General features: G+C 71.2%; 19 protein-coding genes. 12 read left to right on the top strand and 7 right to left on the bottom strand.

Features of this window, described 5'->3' with window-relative positions; genetic code table 11:
• Positions 1-35: 35 nt before the first annotated feature.
• Positions 36-836, bottom strand: a complete 801-nt coding sequence (locus ACTIF1_RS24960) for an SDR family NAD(P)-dependent oxidoreductase (protein WP_439599171.1) — start codon at positions 834-836, stop codon at positions 36-38.
• Between the two features lie 94 nt (positions 837-930).
• Between ACTIF1_RS24960 and ACTIF1_RS24955 the strand changes: the two genes are divergently transcribed.
• The 4 genes from ACTIF1_RS24955 to ACTIF1_RS24940 are packed head-to-tail and all read left to right on the top strand — an operon-like array spanning position 931 to position 4,227.
• Entirely contained in the window at positions 931-1,674 is a 744-nt protein-coding gene (locus tag ACTIF1_RS24955) for an IclR family transcriptional regulator (RefSeq protein ID WP_439599170.1), read from the top strand.
• Positions 1,674-2,225 (top strand): carboxymuconolactone decarboxylase family protein, encoded by a 552-nt coding sequence (locus ACTIF1_RS24950; protein WP_439599169.1) that lies wholly within the window; start codon positions 1,674-1,676, stop codon positions 2,223-2,225. The genes ACTIF1_RS24955 and ACTIF1_RS24950 overlap by 1 nt, the downstream gene beginning before the upstream one ends.
• Positions 2,222-3,262: an amidohydrolase family protein gene (locus ACTIF1_RS24945; RefSeq protein WP_439599168.1), complete on the top strand. Its 1,041-nt coding sequence runs from the start codon at positions 2,222-2,224 to the stop codon at positions 3,260-3,262. The genes ACTIF1_RS24950 and ACTIF1_RS24945 overlap by 4 nt, the downstream gene beginning before the upstream one ends.
• Positions 3,259-4,227 carry a Bug family tripartite tricarboxylate transporter substrate binding protein gene (locus ACTIF1_RS24940; protein WP_439599167.1) on the top strand — a complete coding sequence of 323 codons (969 nt, stop codon included), beginning with the start codon at positions 3,259-3,261 and terminating at the stop codon, positions 4,225-4,227. The genes ACTIF1_RS24945 and ACTIF1_RS24940 overlap by 4 nt, the downstream gene beginning before the upstream one ends.
• A 10-nt stretch (positions 4,228-4,237) precedes the next feature.
• Here ACTIF1_RS24940 and ACTIF1_RS24935 read toward each other — a convergent pair whose 3' ends face one another.
• The 3 genes from ACTIF1_RS24935 to mdlC form a co-directional block, all read right to left on the bottom strand.
• A complete protein-coding gene (locus tag ACTIF1_RS24935; RefSeq protein WP_439599166.1) occupies positions 4,238-5,083 on the bottom strand; it encodes a c-type cytochrome in 846 nt (281 codons plus the stop codon).
• A gap of 101 nt (positions 5,084-5,184) precedes the next feature.
• Positions 5,185-6,147, bottom strand: a complete 963-nt coding sequence (locus ACTIF1_RS24930; RefSeq protein WP_439599165.1) for a Bug family tripartite tricarboxylate transporter substrate binding protein — start codon at positions 6,145-6,147, stop codon at positions 5,185-5,187.
• Between the two features lie 21 nt (positions 6,148-6,168).
• Positions 6,169-7,758, bottom strand: coding sequence for a benzoylformate decarboxylase (gene mdlC / locus ACTIF1_RS24925; protein WP_439599164.1), 1,590 nt, complete (start codon positions 7,756-7,758; stop codon positions 6,169-6,171).
• A 167-nt stretch (positions 7,759-7,925) separates the two neighbouring features.
• On the opposite strand from mdlC, the gene ACTIF1_RS24920 reads away from it, so the two are divergent.
• The 4 genes from ACTIF1_RS24920 to ACTIF1_RS24905 are packed head-to-tail and all read left to right on the top strand — an operon-like array spanning position 7,926 to position 13,181.
• Positions 7,926-9,962 (top strand): hydantoinase/oxoprolinase family protein, encoded by a 2,037-nt coding sequence (locus ACTIF1_RS24920; protein ID WP_439599163.1) that lies wholly within the window; start codon positions 7,926-7,928, stop codon positions 9,960-9,962.
• The gene (locus ACTIF1_RS24915; RefSeq protein WP_439599162.1) at positions 9,959-11,587 is read left to right on the top strand and encodes a hydantoinase B/oxoprolinase family protein; all 1,629 of its coding nucleotides are present in this window, start codon (positions 9,959-9,961) and stop codon (positions 11,585-11,587) included. Before ACTIF1_RS24920 ends, ACTIF1_RS24915 begins: the two co-directional genes overlap by 4 nt.
• Positions 11,588-11,610: 23 nt before the next feature.
• Positions 11,611-12,831: a serine hydrolase domain-containing protein gene (locus ACTIF1_RS24910; RefSeq protein ID WP_439599161.1), complete on the top strand. Its 1,221-nt coding sequence runs from the start codon at positions 11,611-11,613 to the stop codon at positions 12,829-12,831.
• A gap of 8 nt (positions 12,832-12,839) precedes the next feature.
• On the top strand, positions 12,840-13,181 hold the full coding sequence (locus tag ACTIF1_RS24905; RefSeq protein ID WP_439599160.1) for a hypothetical protein: 342 nt from the start codon (positions 12,840-12,842) through the stop codon (positions 13,179-13,181).
• On the opposite strand, the gene ACTIF1_RS24900 is transcribed toward ACTIF1_RS24905, so the two are convergent.
• A complete protein-coding gene (locus ACTIF1_RS24900; protein WP_439599159.1) occupies positions 13,178-13,957 on the bottom strand; it encodes an SDR family NAD(P)-dependent oxidoreductase in 780 nt (259 codons plus the stop codon). The genes ACTIF1_RS24905 and ACTIF1_RS24900 overlap by 4 nt on opposite strands.
• 81 nt (positions 13,958-14,038) lie before the next feature.
• Between ACTIF1_RS24900 and ACTIF1_RS24895 the strand changes: the two genes are divergently transcribed.
• Both ACTIF1_RS24895 and hpxZ read left to right on the top strand, forming a co-directional pair.
• Positions 14,039-15,199: an amidase gene (locus ACTIF1_RS24895; RefSeq protein WP_439599158.1), complete on the top strand. Its 1,161-nt coding sequence runs from the start codon at positions 14,039-14,041 to the stop codon at positions 15,197-15,199.
• 1 nt (position 15,200) lies between these two features.
• Entirely contained in the window at positions 15,201-15,596 is a 396-nt protein-coding gene (gene hpxZ / locus ACTIF1_RS24890; RefSeq protein WP_439599157.1) for an oxalurate catabolism protein HpxZ, read from the top strand.
• Here the strand turns inward: hpxZ and ACTIF1_RS24885 are convergent.
• A complete protein-coding gene (locus tag ACTIF1_RS24885) occupies positions 15,590-16,375 on the bottom strand; it encodes an alpha/beta fold hydrolase (protein WP_439599156.1) in 786 nt (261 codons plus the stop codon). The two genes, hpxZ and ACTIF1_RS24885, sit on opposite strands and share 7 nt — an antisense overlap.
• Positions 16,375-17,265, bottom strand: coding sequence for an MBL fold metallo-hydrolase (locus tag ACTIF1_RS24880; protein WP_439599155.1), 891 nt, complete (start codon positions 17,263-17,265; stop codon positions 16,375-16,377). Before ACTIF1_RS24880 ends, ACTIF1_RS24885 begins: the two co-directional genes overlap by 1 nt.
• Positions 17,266-17,567: 302 nt before the next feature.
• On the opposite strand from ACTIF1_RS24880, the gene ACTIF1_RS24875 reads away from it, so the two are divergent.
• Positions 17,568-18,677: a polysaccharide pyruvyl transferase family protein gene (locus ACTIF1_RS24875; protein ID WP_439599154.1), complete on the top strand. Its 1,110-nt coding sequence runs from the start codon at positions 17,568-17,570 to the stop codon at positions 18,675-18,677.
• Positions 18,678-18,724: 47 nt separating this feature from the next.
• Positions 18,725-19,209 (top strand): sugar phosphate nucleotidyltransferase (locus tag ACTIF1_RS24870; RefSeq protein WP_439599153.1); only part of this gene is annotated, 485 nt, incomplete at its 3' end.

The raw sequence follows: 19,209 nt of genomic DNA, 5'->3' as shown, positions 1-19,209 counted from the left end.
CGGGTCCTCAGCGGCCGCCATTCTCAAACGGCCTTTCAGCCGCAGCGGACGGACATGCCGCCATCCACCACCAGCTCCGTCCCGGTGATGAAGCGTGCTTCCTCCGAGGCGAGAAACAGCACGGCATTCGCCGTGTCCCGGCCATCGCCGGCGAAGCCCAGCGGAATGCGCGCGAGCCGCTGCTTGATCAGCGCATCCACATCGCCGCCGGCGCGCTGGCCGGCCAGGCGCACCTCCACCATCGGCGTGTGCATCTGCCCCGGCACCACGGTACTCGCCCGGATGCCGCGCGCGGCGTACTGGATGGCGACGACGCGGGAGAACTGGATGACGCCGGCCTTGGACGCCGCATAGGCGACCTGCGCCGCGCCGGTCCAGCGGATGCCGCTGGTGGAGGCCAGATTGACGATGGCGCCGCCGCCGGCCGCCTCCATCACCGGGATCACATGCTTGCAGGTCAGGAAGACGCTTTTCAGGTTGTGGTCGATCTGCGCGTCCCAGACCTCCTCCGCCATCTCCACCGGGCCGCCGGCGGCGGAGCCGCCGACATTGTTCACCAGGATGTCGATGCGGCCGTGCGCCGCGACGATCCCGGCGACGAGCTTCTGGATGGCGGCGCTGTCCGTGACATCGCATTCGAGGGGGTGGAAGCGGCCCTGCACCTCCGCCACGCGCTCCGCCGTCTCCGTCATCGCGGCCAGGTCGCGGTCGACGCCGATCACGGTCGCGCCCTCCTTCGCGAAACCCACGGCGATGGCGCGGCCATTGCCCCAGCCGCTGCCGACGGAGCCGGCGCCGGTGACGAGGACGATCTTGTCGGCGAAGCGGATGGACATGGGCGGGCCTCCGATGGGGGATCTGGCGATAGCGATCTTATCCACCAGGTGCAACAGGCTTCCATCCTGCGGATGCGCCCGCTAGGATCGGGGCGTGAGGAAGCCCCGGAACCTGCCCATGGAGGCGAGCGCCCCCGATGCCGCGGAGGGCAATGTGCGCGCCGTAGATCGCGCGCTGGCGCTGCTCGACGCCTTCCGGGAGGAGGAGGGGCCACTGCCGCTGGCCGATCTCGCCCGGCGCAGCGGGCTGCACCTGACCACGGCGCTGCGGCTGCTCGGCACGCTGGAAAGCCATGGCTTCGTCAAGCGGCTGCCCACGGGCGGCTACCTGCTGGGCGCCACGCTGCTGCTGCTGGGCGAAAGGTTTCGGCGCACCTTGCGGCTTGATGACCATGTGCCGCCGGCGCTGGAGCGGCTGCGCGCCGAGAGCGGGGAGAGTGCGACCTTCTTCGTGCGCGACGGCGACCGCCGGCGCTGCCTGTTCCGCCTGGAAAGCCCGCATCCGGTGCGCGATTTTGCCCGGGTGGGGGAGGCGCAGCCGCTCGGCATCGGCGCACATGGCCGCGCCCTGCTGGCGCTGGAGCCGGAGCCCGCGGCGCGGCCGCGCCTGCCGATCATCAGCCGCGGGGAGCGGCTGCAGGATGTGGCCGCCATCGCCGCGCCGGTGCTGGGCGCGGGCGGCCTGCTCGCCGGCTCGATCGGCCTGACCATGCCGCTCTATCGCTTCGATGCCGCGGCCGAGCAGCTGTGTGCCACGCTGGTGCTGCGGGAGGCGCTGGCGGTGACCGCCTCCCTCGGCGGCGACCCGACGCCGATCCGTATCCTGGGAGAGACCTGATGGCCCGACTGACCCTGCCCGCCGACCCCACGCCGGAGCAGCAGGAGGCCTGCGCCGAGGCGGCCTCCGGCATCCGCGGCCGGGTGCCGGCGCCGATGATCGCCTGGATCCGCAACCCGGAGCTCGCCCGCCGCGCCCAGAAGCTGGGCGAGCTGCTGCGCTACCAGACCACGCTGGAGCCCAGGCTGAGCGAGCTGGCCATCCTGGTCTGCGCCCGCCACTGGACCTCCCACTACGAATGGACGGTGCATAAGCGGGAGGGGCTGAAGGCCGGCATGGACCCGGCGGTGGTCGAGGCGATCGCCGCGCGGCGGGAGCCCAGGCTGGCCGATGACCGGGAGCGTGCGGTCCATGACGTGGCCCGCACCCTGATCGGCACGGCGCGGCTGCCCCAGGCGCTGCACGACCAGGCGACCGCGGTGCTGGGCGAGCGCGGCCTGGTCGAGCTGGTGGCGCTGCTCGGCTACTATTCCATGGTCGCGCTGACCCTGAACGCCTTCGAGATCGGCCTGCCGGACGCACGCGCGCCGGAACTGGGCGACGCCGCATGAGCACGCACTACATCGGCGTCCGCGAGGACTGGCTGGCGACCAACCAGGAGGAGATCCTCGACCCGGGCCAGCTGATCGTCGATCCGCACCATCACCTCTGGGACCGGCCCGGCTGGCGCTACCTGCTGGACGAGATGCTGGCCGACCTCCGCAGCGGCCATGACGTGCGCGCCACCGTCTTCGTCCAGGCCCGCGCCATGCACAGGGCGGCGGGCCCGGTTGCGATGCAGCCGGTGGGCGAGACGGAATTCGCCAATGGCATCGCGGCCATGTGTGCCAGCGGCGGCTATGGCGATGTCCGGGTCTGCGCCGGCATCGTGGGCTTCGCCGACCTGCGGCTGGGGGAGGCGGTGCGGCCGGTGCTGGAGGCGCATCTCCGCGCCGGCTGCGACCGTTTCCGCGGCATCCGCCACATCGCCACCTGGGACCCCGACCCGGCCATGCTGAACCCGGCCTATCAGCCGGCCGAGGACATGCTGGATTCGGCCGAATTCCGTGCCGGCTTCGCGCAACTCGCGCCGCTCGGCCTGAGCTTCGATTCCTGGCTGTATTTTCACCAGATCCCGCGCCTGACGGCCCTGGCCAGGGCCTTTCCCGAGACGCCCATCGTCCTCGACCACTGCGGCGGCATTCTGGGAATTGGCCGCTACGCCGGCAGGCGGGACGAGGTCTTTGGCGAATGGTCGCGGCATATGCGGGACCTCGCCACCTGCCCGAATGTGATGGTGAAGCTCGGCGGGCTCGGCATGCGGCTGCCGGGCTTCGGCTTCGAGGCAGGGCAGACCGCGCCCTCCTCGGCCCAGCTCGCCGAGGCCTGGCGCCCCTGGATCGAAACCTGCATCCAGATCTTCGGCACCGGGCGCTGCATGTTCGAGAGCAACTTCCCGGTCGACAAGGGCGGCTACGGCTATGCCGCCGGCTGGAACGCCTTCAAGCGCCTGGCCCAGGGCGCGAGCGCGGCCGAGAAGGCCAACCTGTTCTGGCGCAGCGCCACGCGCTTCTACCGCCTGCCATTCAACGAAGGAGGAAACACATGATCCGACGCCTCGCCCTCGGCGCGCTGCTCGGCGCCCTGACCGTATTGCCGGCCGTGGCGCAGCCTGCCTGGCCGGACCGGCCGATCCGCCTGGTGGTGCCCTTCGGCGCCGGCGGCCCCTCCGACATCGTGGCCCGCATCCTGGTGCCGAAACTCTCGGCGACCTTCGGGCAGCCGGTGGTGGTGGACAACCGCGCCGGCGCCGGCGGCGTGACGGGCGTGGATGTCGTCGCCCGCGCCGCGCCGGATGGCTATGTCTTCGGCATCGGCAGCGCCGGCGCGCTGGCCATCTCGCCGGGCCTCGATCGCGGCACGCCCTACAACCCGCTGACCGACCTGGCGCCGCTCACCCTCGGCGTGCTGGTGCCGGAGCCGCTGGTGGTGCCGGTCTCGACCGGCTTCCAGACCATCCAGGAGCTGATCACCGCCGCCCGGGCGCGGCCCGGCAGCCTGAACTTTGGCTCCACCGGATCGGGCAGCATGCCGCATCTGGCGGCGGAACAGCTGCGCGCGGCGGCGGGGCTGGACATCGTCCATATCTCCTACCGCTCGGGCAGCGCGCTTTCGACCGCGATCCTGACCGGGGAGGTGCAGATGGGATTTGCGGATCTGCCGGTGCTGCTCGGCCATATCCGCGGCGGCACCATGCGGGCGCTGGCGGTGGGCACGGCGGAGCGCCTGTCCTGGATCCCGGATGTGCCGACCATGCGCGAAGTGGGCCTGCCGGCGGTGGATGCCAGCAACTGGCACGGCTTCGTCGCGCCGGCCCGCACGCCGGAGCCGATCCTGGCCGCGCTGCACCGTGCTTTGGCCGGTGCGCTGAACGACCCGGAGGTGCGCCGCCAGCTGGATGGCCAGGGCGCCATGCCGGGCGGCAATAGCCGCGAGGAATTCGGCGCCTTCATGCGGAGCGAGCTGGAGAAATGGAGCGCCGTGATCCGCGCCAACAACATCAAGGCGGAGTAGCGCCGGCCCCTCAGGGGGCCGGGCGGCGCGCGGCCATGTGCTCGAGATAGGCGATCAGGCCTTCCAGCTGCGTCGCGCTGATCTGCTCGGCGGAAAAGCCCGGCATCTTCTGGTCGGGCCAGGTGCGGACACTCGCTGGGTCGCGGATATAGCGGCGCAGCGCCTGGGGCTGGAAATACTCCACCGGGCTCATCGGCCGGTTCAGGTCCGGCCCCATATCGGCCGACCCCGCGCCATTGATCCGGTGGCAGGACAGGCAGACCGCCGTATAGACGCCCTGGCCCAGCCGCGCGGGATGATCGGCGGGCAGCGCCGCATCCACCACCATCTGCGGCCAGCGCCGCGCCGGGGAAGCGACGTAGCGCAGCGCCGCGACCTGATAGGCCCAATACTCCGGCGAGACGCCGGACAGTGCCGGCCTTTCCCAGACGATGTAGAAGGGGCCGGCGGAGACGGTCTTGCCCGGCAGGGTCGGCCAGGCCGCCTCCGGCGTCTCGATCGCCAGCCAGCCGCGCGCGGCGGCAGGATCGGCGGCGCGGGCGGTGGCGAGGGGGATCTGCGCGGCAAAGCCATCGGTGGCCGCGGCCTCCAGCGTGGCCTCGGGGTCCGTGGCGGGGAAGTCCTGCAGCAGCGCGGCAAGCGGCACGGCCTGGTAGCGCATCGGGCCGCGATAGGCATTGTCCCGCTCGATCGCGATCTCCGCCCGGTCCGGCCGGGCCAGCAGCGCGGCGGTGTCGAGCTCGACGCGCCGCGTCCCGTCATCGAGGGTGAGGTTGGCCGCGGTGGCGGCGCCGGCGAGGCCCAGCAGCAGGCAAGCGGCGGGCAGCAGGCCGCGCCAGGCATGGTTGGCGAACATTTTGGGCGCACTCCCCCAGGGCATTGTCCGCGCGAGTATCAGCATGACCCGCGCCGGCTGAGGAGGGTCGGGGCGCCGTCAGAGTTTTGACGCAGGCGAGACTATTCGGCGCGGATATTGGCGGCGCGGATCACCGGCTCCAGCAGCGTCTTCTCGCGCGCGATCACCGCGGCGAAATCCGCCGGGGCGCCGCCGCCGAGGATCGCGCCCTGCTGCGCCAGGCGGCCGCCGATGGCGGGGTCGCGCAGCGCCTCCGTCACCGTCTCCGCCACGCGGGCGATGATGGGCGGGGGAGTCCCGGCGGGGGCAAGCATTCCGAAGGCGGTGCCGAAGACGAAGTCGATGCCGGATTCCGCCATGGTCGGCAGCTGCGGCAGCTGCGCCAGGCGGGTGGTGGTGGCGGCGGCCAGCGGGCGCACCTGGCCGGCGGTGATCTGGCCCAGGATATTGGGCAGGTTGTCGATCACCATGTCGATCTGCCCGCCGACGAGATCCGTGATGGCGCCCGCCGCGCCGCGATAGGGTACGTGCTGGATCTCCGTGCCCGTGGCGCGCTTGAACAGTTCCAGCGCCAGATGGAGGCTCGTGCCCGGCCCGGCGGAGCCCGCCGTCAGCCGGCCCGGCGCCGCCTTCGCCGCGGCGACCAGCGCGGCCACATCGGCCCAGGGTCGCTGCGGCCCGACGCAGAGCACCTTGGGCGTGCTGATCAGCAGCACGATGGGCGCGAAGGCGGTCTGCGTGTCGAAGGGCATGGTCGCGTAGATGAACTGGTTCACCGCCACGGGACCCAGCGAGCTGGCCAGCAGCGTATGCCCATCCGGCGGCGCCTTGGCGACCAGATCCGCGCCGATATTGCCGCCGGCGCCGGCACGGTTCTCCACCACCACGGCCTGGCCGAAGCGTTCCGTCAGCCGCGGCGCCAGGGCGCGCGCCAGCGTGTCCACCAGCCCGCCGGGCGGGAAGGGGACCACGATGCGGATGGGGCGGGAGGGCCAGGATTGCCCGAGGGCGGGCGTGGCGAGCAGGGTGGCGGCGGCGAGGGTGGCGCGGCGGGTGATGGGCATGGGCTTTGTCCCCCTTTGCGATCAGGCCTTGTGGTAGAGGGTGGGGATCGCCGCATCGACGACGACCTCCACCAGCATCGGTCCCTCCGCCCGGCAGGCCTCGCGCAGGGCGGCGTTCAGCGCATCGGGGTGGGTGATGCGGAGGGCGGGGCAGCCCATGCCCTCGGCGATCCGCACGAAATCGAGGCCCGGCAGGTCGATGCCCGGGATGTCCCGCACCTGCATGGCCTGGCCGATGGAGCGCATGGCGCCATAGCCGCCATTGTTGATGACGACGGTGGTGAGGCGCAGCCCGTGCTGCACGGCGGTCCAGAGCGCCTGCGGCGCATACATCATGGAGCCGTCGCCGATCAGGCAGACCACGCGCTGGTCCGGCTTCGCCAGCGCCACGCCCACCGCCGCCGGCAGGCCGTAGCCGAGCCCGCCGCTCGCCATGGTGAAGAAGCTGCCCCAGCGGGTGCGGGGCATCTGCGCCTGCATGGCGGGGCGGTGGGAGGGGGCTTCCTCCACCAGGATGGCGTCCTCCGGCATGGCGCGGTGCAGGCGGTGCAGCAGGTACGCGGCCGGGATCGGGTCGGCCGGTTGCGGCGGCGGCGTGGCTTTGCGCGGCGTCGGGGCGGTGCGCGCCATGCCGGGCAGCGCCGCCTGTAGTGCCGGGATGGCGAAGCGCAGGCTCCCCAGAATGCTGCTGCCGGCGGGGGCGCTGGCGGCGGTGTCGCCATCCGCGGTCAGGTGGAAGATGGGCGTGCCGCTGCGGAAGATCGCGGCCTCGCCGGCCACATGGAAGGTGAAGACCGGCGCGCCCACCACCAGCACGCAGTCGAAGGGTGCCAGTGCATCCGAGACCGCCTGGGGCGCGGCGGCGAGGAAGCCGGCAAACAGGGGGTGGTCCTCGGGGAAGGCGATGCGGCTGGCGAAGGGGCTGGTCAGCACCGGGGCGCCGATCGCCTCGGCCAGCGCCACCAGGGCCGGGCCCATGCCCTCCTGGTCCACCTCCGGCCCCACCACCAGCACCGGTTTTTTCGACAAGGCCAGCGCCCGGGCGACCTGTCCGATCAGCGCCGGGTCGGGGGCCACGTCTGGCGACAGGATACGCGGAATGGGCGCCTCGCAGGGCCGGCCCCAATCGTCAGCAGGAATCGAGACGAAGACCGGGCCGCAGGGCCGCCGCTGGGCGATGCGGAAGGCCTGGGCGATGGCGGCCGGCACATCCTCCGCCCGCGCCGGCTCGATGCTGAATTTCACATAGGGTTTCGGGAAATTCGCCGCCTCCGTCGCGCCCAGGAAGGGCTGGTTGGGCAGCAGCGCGCGCACCTGCTGGCCGGCGGTGATGACCAGCGGCGCCTGGTTGCGCTGGGCGGTGAAGACATTGCCCAGCGCATGTCCCACGCCGGCCGCCGAATGCAGGTTCACGAAGGCGGCGCTGCCGCTGGCGCGGGCATAGCCATCCGCCATGCCCACCACGCAGGCTTCCTGCAGACCGAGCACATAGCGGAAATCCGCCGGGAAGCGGTCGAGGAAGGGCATCTCCGTCGAGCCCGGATTGCCGAAGACGGTGGTGCAGCCGAGCGCGCGCAACAGATCCAGCACCGCCTGGCGCACCGTGGGCATCCGTCGTTTCCTTCCCTGTCGGGGAAAGCATAGGCAGCGCGCTGCGCGCCCCGCAAGCTGGCACGAATCTGGCAGGACCCATCCTTGCGGGGCAGGGGCTTTCGCGTGTTCCATCCTGGCGGCAGACGGAGAGACTTCATGACCACGCAGAACGGCCCGTGCCACGGATGAGCTCGGCACGCCCCGTCCGCATCGCCGTCGATATCGGCGGCACCTTCACCGACCTGCAGATCCTGGATGCCCGCCACGGCCGCGTGGTGGCCTGGAAGACGCCCACCACCCCGGCCGATCCCTCCGAGGGATTGCTCACCGGCGTGCGGGAGGCTGCGGTGCGCTTCGGCTTCGCGCTGGCGGAGGTGGGCCTGCTGCTGCACGGCACCACCATCGCGACCAATGCCGTACTGGAGCGCAAGCTCGCGCGCGGCGTGCTGCTGACGACCGCGGGCTTCGAGGATGTGCTGGAGATCACGCGCCATGTGCGCCGCGACATCTACGGCCTGGCGCCCGACCCCTTCCCCTGCCTGATCGAGCGCGACCGCCGCTTCGGCGTGGTGGAGCGCCTGCGCGCCGATGGCAGCGTGGAGACGCCGCTTGGCGACCTGACGCCCGTGCTGCAACGCCTGCGGGATGCGGCGCCGGAGGCGGTGGCGATCGGGCTGCTGCACGCCTATGCCAATCCGGCGCATGAACGGGCGCTGCGCGCGGCCGTGGCCCAGGCGCTGCCCGGCGTGCCGATCAGCCTGTCCTCGGACATCAGCCCGGAAATCCGCGAATACGAGCGCCTGTCCACCACCGTGCTAAACGCGCTGCTGATGCCGGTGGTGCAGCGCTACCTTGATCGGCTGGAGGCGCGGCTGGGGGAGGGCGGCTTCGCGCCGCGCATCTTCCTGGTGCAGTCGAATGGCGGCATGTGCAGCCTGCGCCGCGCGGCGGAACAGCCGGCGCGGCTGCTGCTCTCCGGTCCTTCGGGTGGCGCGCTGGCGGCGGAGCGGATTTCGCAGCGGCTGGCGCGGCCGAATCTCGTCGCGGTCGACATGGGCGGCACCAGCTTCGATGTGAGCGTGGTGCAGGACCATCGCATCGGCCTGGTGACGCAGGGCGAGGTGGGCGGGCTGCCGGTTCGGCTGCCGATGGTGGAGATGCGCACCATCGGCGCCGGCGGCGGCTCCATCGCCGCGGTGGATGCGGCCGGACGGCTGACGGCGGGGCCGCGCAGCGCGGGGGCGCGGCCGGGGCCGGTCTGCTACGGGCGCGGCGGCGTGGAGCCGACGGTGACCGATGCCAATGCGGTGCTCGGCCGCTTCGATCCGGACTTTTTTCTGGGTGGCGCCATGGCGCTGGATCTCGGCGCGGCGCGCGCGGCGATGGAAGCACGCATCGGCAAGCCGCTGGCGCTGGGCAGGGAGGAAGCGGCGGAAGGCGTGCTGCGCGTGACCAATGCGCAGCTCGCCGCGGCGGTGCGGCTTTCGCTGTTCGAGAAGGGGCTCGATCCGCGCGCCTTCTCGCTGCTGTCCTTCGGCGGCGCCGGCGGGCTGCATGCGACGGAAGTGGCGGACGAGCTCGGCATCACCGAGGTGATTTTTCCGAGGGAGCCGGGCACGCTCTCCGCCTACGGGATCCTGTTCTCCGATCTTGCGCAGGATATCGCGCGGTCGCGCTTGTATGCGGCGGAGGAATCCCAGGCGCCCGCGCTGGCGGAGGCGGTGGACTCCCTGCGGGCGGAGGCCACGGCGCGGCTGGAGGCGGATGAGGTGCCGGAGGCCCAGCGCGCGGTGGAGATCGCGGCCGACCTGCGCTATCGCGGCCAGGCCTTCGAGCTGCTGGTGCCCTGGCCGGAAGCGCCGGCTCTGGCGCCGCTGGTGGCGCGCTTCCACGCGGCGCATCGCGCGCGCTTCTCCTATGCTGCGGAGGGCGATCCGGTGGAGATCGTGACCCTGCGCGCCACCGCCATCGGTCGCCTCGACAAGCCGGCTGAGGCCATGCCTGCGGCGCCCGATGCGGCGACCAAGCCCGGCACGCGCCGCATCTGGCAGGCGGGCGCCGCCACGGACTGGCCTGTTTGGCGGCGCGAGGCCATTCGCCCAGGCGAGGTGGTGGACGGCCCCGCCATCATCGAGGAAGCCTTTGCCACGCATGTCATCGCCCGCCACTGGCAGGCGAGCCTGGACCCCGAAGGCGCGATCATCGCGCGGAGGACCGCATGATGCTGGGCCCGATCGAGATCGAGGTGATCCGCAACGCGCTGAATGCCGCGGCGGCGGAGATGGACATCACCATCTGGCGCACCAGCCGCAGCACCATCGTGCGCGAACTGCTCGACTATTCCACTGCCGTCTTCGATGCCGAGGGGCGCAACCTGGCGCAATCCGCGCGCATTCCCGGCCATCTGAATTCCATGACGCATGCGCTGCGCGCGCTGCTGGCGGATCATGTGCCTCCCGCGGACTGGCACGAGGGTGACGTCGTCATCTTTAACGATCCCTATTGCGGCGGCCAGCACCTGCCGGACATCCTGGCCTTCCGCCCCGTCTTCCACGAGGGCGCGCGCATCGCCTTCGTCGGCACGCTCTGCCACCACATCGATGTCGGCGGCCTTGTGGCTGGCAGCTATGCCGCGAAGGCCACGGAGATCTTCCAGGAAGGGCTGCGGATTCCGCCGGTGAAGATCATCGAGGCCGGGCGGCGCAACGAGGGCGTCTGGGCGATGATCCGGCAGAATGTCCGCAAGCCGGATCTGCTGTTCGGCGATCTCTCCTCGCAGCTCGCCAGCCTCGAGGTCGGCGCCGCGGCGCTGTCGCGGCTCGCCGTGCGCTTCGGCGCGGCGGCGGTGGTGGAGGCCGGTGCGCGCATCCTGGACATGAGCGAGGCCGGCATGCGCGCCGCCATCGGCCGCATGCCCGACGGCATCTATGAGTTCGAGGATTTCCTCGACGATGACGGCATCGCGCTCGGCCAGCGCATCCGCCTGCATGTGAAGCTGACCATCGCGGGCGAGACGGCGCTGGTCGATCTTTCGGGCTGCGGCACGCAGGTGGCGGGGCCGACCAATGCGACGCTGGCCAGCACCAATGCGGCGGTGATGTTCGCGCTGATGTGCTGCGCCGATTCCTCCCTGCATATGAGTGCGGGCTGCTACCGACCGATCACCGTGATCGCGCCCGAGGGCCTGGTGGTGAATGCGCGCCACCCCGCGCCCGTCGCGCATCGCATCGCCGTGACGCACCGCCTGCTGAATGCGATGAACGGCGCGCTGCACCAGGCGGTGCCGCACCTCATCCCCGCCGCCTATTACGGCAACAGCTATGTCACCACCTTCCAGACGGTGCAGGAGACCGGCGCGCGGGAGGTGCTGGTGGAGATCGAGATCGGCGGGTCCGGCGCGCATCCGGCGAAGGATGGCGTGAATGCCTATGCCTCCGGCATGCACAACAATGCCAATATCCCCGTGGAAATGATCGAGGCGCAGATGCCGCTGACCGTGCTGCGCTACGGCCTGCGCGATGGCAGCGGCGGGGCGGGGCAGTTCCGCGGCGGGCTCGGCCTGGTCCGCGAATGGCGCATCGACAGCAGCGCCTGTTTCTTCACCGCGAATATGGACCGCTTCGACCACGCCCCCTATGGCCTGGCCGGCGGCGGGGAGGCGGCGAAGGGCGCGCTGGTGCTGCGGCGCGACGGCACGGAATCCCCCATCCCGCCGAAGACGGACAACCTGAAGCTGCGCCAGGGCGATGTGGTGCGGCTGGAGACCAGTGGCGGCGGCGGCTTCGGCCCCGTTGCGGAACGGGACCCGGAGGCCTCGTCACGCGACGCCCGGATGGGCTATCTGTGACGGCGACAGCAGGAGGCAGCGCCATGGGCATCAGCATCGGAACGCCGGAGCAGGTGGGGCTTTCCACCGCGCGGCTGGCGCGGATCGATGCCTGGCGGGATGCGCTGGTCGCCGATGGCAAGATCGCCGGCGCCACCACGCTGGTGATGCGGCGCGGCCAGGTGGCGCATTGCGGCAGCAGCGGGCTGGCCGATCTCGCACGCGGCGCCGCGATGACGCCGGAGACGATCCACCGCATCTATTCCATGACCAAGCCGCTGACCAGCGCGGCGATCATGATGCTGTACGAGGAAGGCCGCTTCCAGCTGGACGACCCGATCAGCCGCTTCCTGCCCTATTTCGCGAATCAGCGCGTCTGCACCGGCGGCGCGCGCGGCAAGGTGGATACCGTGCCGGCGATGCGCGGCATCACCTTCCGGGATCTGCTGACGCATACCTCGGGCCTGACCTACGGCTTCATGCAGGCCACCGCCGTGGATGCGATGTATCGCGACCAGGGCATCGACTACGGCAGCGCCGAGACCTCGCTGGGCGAGGTGACGGAGGCGCTGGCAAAGCTGCCGCTGATCGCGGAGCCGGGGACGGAGTGGAACTACTCGGTCTCCACCGACGTGCTCGGCTATCTGGTGGAGGTCATTTCCGGCCAGCCCTTTGCCGAATTCCTGAAGCAGCGGCTGATCGCGCCGCTCGGCATGGTGGATACGGATTTCCATGTGCGGGAGGGGCAGGGCGCGCGGCTTGCCGCGAATTACGCGCTGGCCAGCGACCGCAGCCTGAAGCTGATCGACGACCCCACGACCAGCCGCTATCTGGCGCCGCGAAAGGTGCATTCGGGCGGCGGCGGGCTTGTCTCCACGGCGGCGGACTATCTGCAGTTCTGCCGCATGCTGCTGAACAAGGGCGAGCTCGACGGGGTGCGCTATCTCGGCCGCAAGACGGTCGAGCTCATGATGTCGAACCACCTGCGCGGCGACATGGCGGCGATGGGCCAGCCGCGCTGGTCCGAGAGCACGGCGGAGGGCATCGGCTTCGGCCTCGGCTTCTCCGTCACGCTGGACCCCGCACGCGCGCAGATCCTGGGCACGCCCGGCGAATGCGCCTGGGGGGGTGCTGCCAGCACCGCCTTCTGGGTGGATCCGGCGGAGGAGATGGCGGTGATCCTGCTGACGCAGCTCATGCCCTCCTCCACCTGGCCGCTGCGGCGCGAATTGCGCGTGCTGAGCTACCAGGCCGTGATCGACTGAGCCGGCCCATGCCCCGCTTCCTCGCCGTCTATCGGATGCAGGCCGAGAATGTCGCACGGTTTCGCCGCCTGCCCCCGGCGGAGCAGGCGGCGGTGGATGCGGCGGGCGTGCCGGCCTGGGTGGCGTGGGAGGCGCGGCATGCCGCCGCCATCCGCGATCGCGGCGGGATGGTGGGGAAGACGCGGCGCGTGACGAAGGACGGCAGCGCCGCGGCGGTGAACGATCTTTGTGGTTACCTCGTGGTCGAGGCGGAGGATATCGACGCCGCCGCGCGCATCTTCGAGAACCACCCGCACTTTGCGATCTTCCCGGGCGATGCCGTCGACATCATGCCCTTCGTCACGGACTAGAGATTGCGCCGCGCCGCGCGCAGCGTCGGCAATCCGATTCCCGTTGCTTCGAACCCGCCATCCACGGCGATGACCTGGCCGGTGATATAGCTGGCACGGTCGCTGCACAGGAAGAAGATCGCCTCGGCCAGCTCGCTCTCCAGCCCGTAGCGATCGAGCGGAATGGTGTCGTGGTAGTCACGGCGGATTTCCGGCGTGTGCACCGCCTTCGCCATGGCGGTATCCACCGGCCCCGGCGCCACCGCATTCACGCGGATGCCGAGCGACGCCAGCTCCACCGCCTGCTGCTTCGTCAGATGCGCGAGCCCGGCCTTGCTGGTGCCATAGGCGATGCGCAGCGTGGAGGCGCGCAGGCCGGAGATGGAGGTGATGTTCACCACCGCGCCGCCACCGCCTTCCGCCATCAGCGGTGCGGCCGCCTGCACCGCCAGGAAGGGGCCCGTCAGGTTCACCGCCAGCACCCGCGCCCATTCCGCCGGCGTGGTTTCCAGCATCGGCTTGAAGACGGCGATCCCCGCATTGTTCACCAGCGCATCCAGCCGGCCGAAATGCGCATGCGCCCGCCGCACCGCCGCGACGAGGCCCACCACATCCGCCACGTCGCAGCACAGCGCCAGCGTGGCCTCCGGCTGCGCCAGCCTGGCCATCGCGCCCTCCAGCAGGGCGGGCTCGATATCCAGCAGCGCCACGCGCCAGCCCTCCTGCAGGAATCGCCGTGCGGCGGCCAGGCCGATGCCGCGTCCGGCGCCGGTGATCAGCGCGACCTGCTGTGTCATGACGATCTCCCCCGTTCCCGCACAGCATTCCATGCGCGCCGGGGATTGCGCCATACTCCCCGAGGATTGTCAGGAGTTGCCATGTCCCCCTTCGTGCCCGGCACCGAGATCCGCATCGAGGGCAGCCCCGGCGGCCCGCTCTCCGGCCTGCGCTTCGCCGCCAAGGACCTGTTCGACATCGCCGGCCATCCGACCGGCGGTGGCAATCCCGATTGGGCGCGGCAGAATCCCGTGCCGACGAGGCACGCCTGGGCGGTGCAGACCCTGCTCGATGCCGGCGCGACGCTTGTGGGAAAAACCATCACGGACGAGGTCTCGCTCGGCATCCTGGGCGAGAACGCCTTCGAGGGCACGCCGCTCAATCCCGCGGCGCCGGGGCATGTGCCGGGCGGCTCCTCCTCCGGCTCCGCCAGCGCCGTGGCGCAGGGGCTTTGTGAGACGGCCCTGGGTACCGATACCGGTGGGTCCGTGCGCGTGCCGGCCAGCTTCTGCGGGCTCTACGGCATTCGTCCCACACATGGGCGGCTGGATCTCACGGGCATGCTGCCGCAGGCGCCGAGCTCCGACACCACCGGCTGGTTCGCCCGCGATGCGGCGACTTTTGCCCGCGTCTCGGAAGTGCTGCTGCAGGAGAAGGTGGCGGAGGCGCTGCCCGCGCGCCTGGTGGTCGCCACCGATGCCTTTGGGTTCGCCGAGCCCGAGACCGCCGCCGCCCTGCAACCCATGCTCGACCGGTTGAAAAGAATCGTGCCGGAGTGGCGGGAGGAGGTGCTGGCGCCGCCCGGCCTCGTCGCCTGGGGCCGCGCCCAGCGGACGCTGCAGCCGGTCGAGGCCTGGGAGACCTTTCGCGAATGGGTGGAGCGCGACAATCCGCGCTTCGCCTTCTCCGTCGCGCGCGGACTTGTGATGGCGGCAGCGACGCCGGAGGTGGAGCGCGGCTGGGCGGCGCTGACGCGGCAGGAGGTGCGCGGCCGGCTGCGCCACCTGCTGCCGCCGGGCAGCGTGCTCGCCCTGCCCACCACGCCCTTCCCGGCGCCGAAGGCGGGCCTGCCGCTTTCGGCGCTGAACCCGATCCGCGACCAGATCCTCTGTCTATGCGCACTGGGCGGCCTGGCCGGCCATCCGCAGGTCAGCCTGCCGGGTGCGACGGTGCAGGGGCGGCCTGTCGGTCTTTCGCTGATTGCGGCGCGGGGCGCAGAGACCCTGCTGCTGCGCACCGCCCTGGCCATGGAGAATGCCTGAGATGGACGTGAACATCCCCGAAGTCGTGGCGGAGATCCGCGCGCTGTTCGACCGTTACGAACAGGCTCTGATCGACAAGGACGTGGAGGTGCTCGACGCCACTTTCTGGCATTCGCCGCATACCATCCGCTACGCGATCCATGAGAATGGCTACGGCTTCGACGAGATCCACGCGCATCGGGTGCGTCGCCCGCCGGGGCCGGGCATCAAGCTGGCCACGCGCCGGCTGGTCATCACCACGCTGGGCCGCGACTTCGCCACGGTGAACCTGGAATTCGACATGCGCGGGCGGGACATGCCGGGGCGGCAGAGCCAGACTTTCGTCCGCTTCCCCGATGTCGGCTGGAAGGTGGTCTCCGCCCATGTCTCGGTGACGGAGGCCGCGCCGCCCTACTGACGGCCGAGAAAGCCCAGCACCTCCGCGGCCAGCAGCTCGGGCGTCTGGATCGCCATGAAATGGCCGCTCTCCAGCACCCGGAAGGCGGCGCCGGGGATCGCCTCCGCCACCGGGGCCACGCGGTCCGGCGGGCGGGTCAGGTCATGCACCCCGGCCAGCACCAGCACGGGGCAGGCGATGCTGGCCAGATCGGCGGCCATGTCGAGGCCCGCCAGCATGCGCATGGTCCGCGCCTGGCCGGCGGCGTCGGCGCCGAGCCGCTGGGCGCGCGTCGCGGCGAAGCGGTCCGCATCGCCGCGCAGCGCCTCCGGGTAGGATTGTGCGAGGCCTGCATCAACCACGGCGCGGGTGCCCTCGCGCTCCAGCAGATCGGCGCGTGCCAGCGCGGCGGCGCGGGCGGCCTCCGGCAGGCCGGTGGCGGGGGAGGTGACGATGGCGGCGCGGATGCGGCCGGGATGCGCGGCGGCCAGGTGCAGCGCCACGGCGCCGCCCACCGCGGTGCCCATCACCACCACCGGCTCCACCAGGCCCAGCGCATCCAGCAGCGCCACCGCATCGTTGCCCGACTGCGCCAGGGTCATCGGACCGGGCGGCTTCTCGGAAAGCCCCGCATTGCGCTGGTCGTAGCGCAGCACCTGGAAATGCGGATGCAGCAGCGGAAGCACCGGGTCCCAGCTTTCCAGGCTGCCGCCCATCTCGTGCAGCAGCAGCAGAACCTCACGGCCTTCGCCCGAAAGCGCATAGCGCAGCGCGATGTCCGGTGTGGCGATCCAGGGCATCAGAGATCGCCGTCCAGGTCGATGGACCAGGCATCCGGCACCAGGCGATAGCCGGCGCCGTCACGCGCCAGATGGGCGAAGGCGGGGAAGTGCAGGTGCATCCCGGCGATCGCCTGCCGGTCGCTGGCCACGCGGTCGAAAATGCGGCGGCGGGTCTCGGCGGCCTGGCCGGCGTCCACATCCACCGCCATCGTCGCCTCCGGCCGCGGCACCTGCACCTCCGGCACATGCACGATATCGCCCCAGATCAGCAGCGATTTGTTGCCGGAGGCGATGAGGAAGCCGGTATGGCCGGGGGTATGGCCGGGCAGGGGTAGGGCGGTCACGCCGGGGAAGACCTCGGTGCTGCCGGTGAAGAGGTTTGTCCGGTCGGCATAGGCGGCCAGCCGCGCCCGCGCGCCGCCGAAGAAGGCGGCCTGCCGCGCCGGGTCGGCGCGCCCCATGGCCGCATCGTCGTGCCAATAGGCGTGCTCCGCGGCATGCAGGCGCAGCTCCGCCGCGGGATACAGCGCGGCGCCATCGGGGCCGGTCAGGCCGCCGAAATGGTCGGGGTGCAGATGCGTCATCAGCAGCGTGTCCACCGCCCCCGGCGCCACGCCGGCGGCGGCGAGATTGCCGGCCAGGCGGCCGGTGGTCGGCTTGGCCGGGCCGCAGCCGGTGTCGATCAGCGCGATGCGGTCGCCGCTGCGAAGCAGGAAACAATTCACCGCGGTGCGCCGGGGCACCGGGCGGAAGGCGGACTGCAGCAGCGCCGCGGCCTCGCCCTCCGCAATGCCGGCCATGGTGCTGAGCGGCGCGTCCTGGTGGCCGTCATTCAGCGCGGTGACCAGGATATCCCCCACCCGGCGATGCAGCACGCCTGCCACCTGCCGATCCACTGTGTCCTGCATCCGCCGTCCTTCCTGGCCAATCGGCGCGCAGCATGGCCAGCCTGGCGGCGCAGGCAAGGGGGGCGGTTCCGCTTCAGCCGTTTCGCAGAAGGTGGACGCCTGCGCAGGGGTATGCGATGCCTAAGGCCGCCGGGCGGTGCAGGCGGCACGGCCTGGAGCGGGGGGCATACATCGCAGTCTCTTGCCTGCGATGTAGCAAGGGCTTGGCCCGGACCGGCATGGCGCAGGGACCACCCCAGGTCCGGCCCTGCCGGGCAGGATGAATCCAACGCCGTGTCACGGCGGCTGATGGAGAAGAAGGCATGACTGTGGTCAATGACAGCCGCGTGCAGACCGGGAGTGGCGCAGGTTCGGCCGCGCGGCCGGCATCCGCCTCGGCCCGCCCCGTCGTCGGGCTGGCCGGCTTCTTCGGCTACGGCAACTACGGCGACGAGCTGTTCCTCGATGTGTTCCGCCAGCACCTGGGCGACGACTTCGAGCTGCGTATCCTGACGGACCAGCTGCGCAAGCCCTATTTCTCCCGGCCCGTGGAGGAGATGGTGGCGGAGGTCGATGCCGTGCTGATCGGCGGCGGCGACCTCGTGCAGCCCTGGGCGGTGGATCCGCGCTACTTCAATACGGCCTATCTCAAGCGCCCGGTCTTCATCGCGGGCGTCGGCGTGCCGATCCGCGCCAAGACCAGCGACCGGGAGGTGGAGAGCGCTGCCGCGATCGCCCGCGCCGCGCGCTTCTTCCAGAACGAGAATGTCCGCTTCATCAATGCGCGCGACAATCAGTCGGCCGAATGGATCCGCAAGAAGCTGGAGCCGAAGGTGCCGGTGGTGGAATCGCCGGACCTGGTCTGCGCGCTCGACCTGCCGAAGGCCACGCCAGCCTCGGCGAGCGATCCCGTGCTCGGCATCGTCACACGCCTGCGGCCGGGCCATGAGGAGGATGACGACTATACCCAGCTCGCGCATCTGGCGGCGCATGTGAAGGCGCTGGGCTGGCGCGTGCGCCACATCGTCCTCGGCAATGGCGAGGTCGGCGAGCGCGACGTGAAGAACGCCGAGCGGCTGGTGATTCCGGGCAAGGAAGTCTTCTACAGCGAATCGCTGGACGATATGAGCCGCGCGATCGGCGAATGCACCGCGCTGGCCAGCATGAAGTTCCATGGCAGCGTGGTGGCGACCATGTACGGCGTGCCCTCCACCGTGCTGATCCCGACCAGCAAGAACCGCAACTTCATGCGGCGCATGGGCCGCGACGACCTGCTGTGCAAGTTCGACTCGCCGGAGCTGGTCAATCGCTTCACCCCGCCGCCGGCGCCGATCGACCCGAACTGGGTGAGGACGCTGCGCGAGGATGCCTCGGCCATGCTGCGGCAGCTCAAGGCCGCGATCCATGAAGCGGTGGCCGCCAGGCCGCGCTGAGGCCCTCGTATCCTCGGCTTCCACATGACTCCTGCAATGGGATTTCCATGTCGCATACCCCGCCGCCTGCCCCGGAGCTGATTGTTCCTGTGATCCTGTGCGGCGGCACGGGCAGCCGGCTGTGGCCCTTGTCGCGGGAGGGATATCCGAAGCAGTTCTGGCCGCTGGTCTCGGCGGGGACGATGCTGCAGGAGACGGCGGAGCGGGCGCGGGGCGCGGGCTTCGCGCCGCCGGTGGTGGTTTGCGGGGAGGCGCATCGCTTCCTGGTGGCGGAGCAGCTGCGTGAGGCGGGGATCGACGCCCCGCGCATCATCCTGGAGCCGGAGGCGCGCAACAGCGCGGCGGCGATCGCCGCTGCCGCGGTGCTGATCGGCGAGGTTGAGCCGGGCGCGACGCTGTGGATCATGGCGGCCGATGCGGCGGTGCAGGACGTGGCGGCGCTGCGGCGCGCGCTGGCCTCGGCCGCGGCGGCCGCGGCGGCGGGGCGGATCGCCACCTTCGGCATCCGGCCGACGGTGGCGGAGACGGGCTA

Source organism: Falsiroseomonas sp., from assembly GCF_051860665.1.
Taxonomy (GTDB): domain Bacteria; phylum Pseudomonadota; class Alphaproteobacteria; order Acetobacterales; family Acetobacteraceae; genus Falsiroseomonas.
Note: the sequence above shows the minus strand (reverse complement) of the source record. Positions and strands in the feature narration are given on the sequence as shown.